Genomic DNA, 3,375 nt, shown 5'->3' with positions numbered 1-3,375 from the left:
AGCCGACCTTCCCGGCGATTACCAACGCGATCTACGACGCTATCGGTGTAAGGTTCTACGAAGTGCCGATTACTCCGGAAATGATCCTCAAGGCCTTAAAAGAAAAGAAAGAAAAAGAAGCTGGCTGTGGCTGCGGTTGCGGAGCTTAATAACAACCTTGCCATACGCCGCGAATTAAAAAGTGAGCTAAAAGAAACATTATGATAATTTTAGCGGCAACGGAAGAAAAAGCCGTTGCCGCTAAAATTATATCTGCACTTATACAAAATAACCAATATTTCAAAAAACATATTTGCCGTCGCCTTTGGTAACGCTTTCCTTGTGCATTATTTAACAACCACAAAAGAACGATTAAATTGCGAACACAACTGTAATTGCAGTTAATATTTTAAGTTGTAACCTGAATCGTTTGAAAATTAACACAAAGATGTTGATAATAAAGGGGTAAAATATAGCAATGCCGGGCCACGTTGTTGACTCGCGAGATCTGGCGATATTTTTTAATAATAAAGGATATAAAAATCCTAAAAGTAAAGTTTTTGAAAAAAAAGATCAGGAATACTTTACTGAAGAAGGCTCTTACTGCAAGGCCTGCGGTTTTCACAGCCGCAGGTGTATCATCAGGACCAACAAGGGCAGTACGGTCATAACCTGCCTTTCCTGCGGAGACAGGGTATGGAAAACACCAGGTTGAAATGCGTCCCTTGAGTTATACTAACTAGGAATAAATTTTGATTGATAGTCTATCCTCCATCGTGTACGATAAAGGCGCTTTCAAGGAGTGATATAAATGAAGTTGCAGACGATAAAGGTAGAGGAAGCGGTAGGAAAGGTGCTCAGCCACGATATCACCCAAATCGTGAAGGGAGAAGCCAAGGGAGCGCTTTTTAAAAAAGGGCACATCATAAGGCCGGAAGACGTACCCGAGCTCTTGNGGTTGGGCAAGGAAAATATCTATATCTTAGACCTTGACCATGGTGACGTCCATGAGGACGAAGCCGGNGTGCGCCTGGGCGAAGCTGTCACCGGCGAGTGGGTAACCTGGTCCGGCCCCAAGGAAAGCCGGGTGAACATGCACGCCGCCTGCGACGGGCTGCTGAAAATCAATATTCCCGCCCTGGAAGCNATCAACGAGCTGCCGGACGTGATTTTATCGACCNTGCCCAACAATACGGTGGTCAAAGAAGGCGAACTGCTGGCAGGGACCAAGGTCATACCGCTGGTCGTACCCGAAACAACAGTNACANCCGCTGAAGACATCTGCCGGCAGGCCGGCGGCTGGGTCATCAANGTGCTTCCCTTTNAGGAATTAAAAGTGGGCGCGGTCATTACCGGCAGCGANGTATATAAAAAGCGTATCCGGGACGGTTTCGGACCGGTCATCACCGAGAAAGTGNAAGCGTTCGGTTCAGAGATACTGGGCATAGATTTCGCGCCTGACAACGCTGAAATCATTGCCGCCAAGATCAACAAAATGGCCTCGGAGGGAGCGGATATCATCTTTGTAACAGGAGGCATGTCCGTCGACCCCGACGACGTCACCCCCAACGCCATTCGCCTGGCGGGAGCCAGGGTGGAGAAATACGGCGCCGCCGCGCTGCCCGGCGCGATGTTTATGCTGGCCTACCTGGGGGACGTCCCGATCATGGGAGTGCCGGCCTGCGGGATGTTTTTCAAAATAACCGTCGTGGACTTAATCCTGCCGCGGTTGTTGGCGGGTGAGCGGGTAACCCGCAAGGACATCGTGGCGCTGGCCTGCGGCGGGCTCTGCAGGGCTTGTCCCGAGTGCCGGTATCCCAACTGCACCTTCGGCAAAGGCTCGCACTAACCTGAAAATAACATTGCCAACGACTATTCAGCGAGGCATGTATGGCAAAATAACGCCAAAAATCCAGGGAGGAGGTTATTGGAGTATATGGAAAGCAACCTGGAGCAAGGGATAACCATAGTGACCGTCATAGGCAAGCAAAACCTTCCCGACAGCCTCTTGGGGAAGAAGGTAATAGTAAAAATTAACGGTGAAGGGAAAGCAGGGAACCTGGAGCTGGCCTGGCTGGCAGAGCAGGCGGCGGAAATGGTCCAAAGTAACCGGTCCAACGGGATGTTTGAGGTAGCGACCCTGTTCAACCCGGCCAAACCGGAGCAGAGCGCCACAGTTATGATCGCCCCCTACCAGCCGCCGCATGGACTGATCATTTTAGGCGGCGGCCATATAGCCGTGCCGCTGGCAGCTATCGGGAAAATACTGGGGTACCAGGTTACGGTAGTCGACGACCGGCCTGACTTTGCTCACAAAGAGCGTTTTCCCGGGGCCGACAGAGTCATCTGCTGCGACTTCAGCGACATGGAAAGACACCTGGAGCTGGGACCGTCAAGCAGTGTGGTAATCGTCACCAGGGGCCACCAGCACGACCAGGAATGCCTGCGCCGGTTGATCAAATACCCCCTGGCTTACCTGGGCATGATCGGCAGCAGGCGAAAGATAAAAATAGTCAGGCAGCAGTTGCTCGAAGAAGGTATAGACGCCGGAAAACTGGAGCAGGCGCACATGCCGGTAGGTTTGGACGTAGGGGCGCAGACCCCCGGAGAGGTGGCCGTAAGTATAGCCGCGGAATTGCTCAGAGAGCGCCGCGGCGGGAGCGCCCGCTCCCTAAAAGACCACAGCCCGCAGAAGTCCGCCGGCGACGTTGAACTGCCTTCCGCGGCGGACAGAGAAGTATTGCAGAAAACGCTCACAGGAGATCAAACACCTGCGGCGCTGGCCACAATAGTAAAAACACGGGGCTCCACCCCCCGCAAAGCAGGCGCGCGGATGCTGGTTTACGGAGACGGCCGGATTTTGGGGACAATAGGGGGCGGTTGCGGTGAGTCGGAGGTCCGGCTGGCCGCCCTTGGTGTGATTGACGAAAACTTGCCGCGCATGTATAAAGTGTCGCTTAGCGCGGACACGGCAGCTGCGGAAGGGATGGTCTGCGGCGGCGCGATGGAAGTATTCATAGAACCGGCAGGCGGGTATCAAGAGGTTTTTAGCGGGGGTGAAAAAAATAAGTAAAAATAAAGCAGTGGTAGTGATAAGAGGAGCCGGCGACCTCGCCTCAGGGGTCGCTTACCGTCTTTACAAGAGCGGCCTGGACGTGATCATGACCGAAATAGAACGCCCGCTGGTGGTAAGAAGGACCGTGTCGTTTGCCGAGGCGGTATATGAAGGGAACGTCACCATAGAAGGGATAGAGGCCGGCCTGGCCGGCTCGGTGGAAGAGGCCCTGTCATTGCTTGAAAAAAAGGTCATCCCGGTGCTGGTAGACCCCGCGGCGGCCGTGGTAAAAGATGCGCGTCCCGCGGTGGTGGTGGACGCGAGGATGGCCAAACGCAATC

Annotated in this window: 3 protein-coding genes and 1 pseudogene; all 4 read left to right on the top strand. The window is 53.3% G+C overall.

Features of this window, described 5'->3' with window-relative positions:
• The first annotated feature begins 457 nt into the window (after positions 1–457).
• A complete protein-coding gene (locus Psfp_RS20785) occupies positions 458–694 on the top strand; it encodes a hypothetical protein (protein ID WP_134220418.1) in 237 nt (78 codons plus the stop codon).
• Positions 695–790: 96 nt separating this feature from the next.
• Positions 791–1,828 carry a molybdopterin-binding protein gene (locus Psfp_RS20780; protein WP_134220417.1) on the top strand — a complete coding sequence of 346 codons (1,038 nt, stop codon included), beginning with the start codon at positions 791–793 and terminating at the stop codon, positions 1,826–1,828.
• Positions 1,829–1,915: 87 nt separating this feature from the next.
• Complete coding sequence (locus Psfp_RS20775) at positions 1,916–3,052, top strand: XdhC/CoxI family protein (RefSeq protein ID WP_134220416.1); 1,137 nt, start codon at positions 1,916–1,918, stop codon at positions 3,050–3,052.
• Positions 3,036–3,375 (top strand): annotated as a pseudogene (locus Psfp_RS20770) (molybdenum hydroxylase); the annotation flags it as partial. The gene Psfp_RS20775 and the pseudogene Psfp_RS20770, both read left to right, overlap by 17 nt.

This window comes from Pelotomaculum sp. FP, assembly GCF_004369245.1.
Taxonomy (GTDB): Bacteria; Bacillota; Desulfotomaculia; order Desulfotomaculales; family Pelotomaculaceae; genus Pelotomaculum_C; species Pelotomaculum_C schinkii.
Note: the sequence above shows the minus strand (reverse complement) of the source record. Positions and strands in the feature narration are given on the sequence as shown.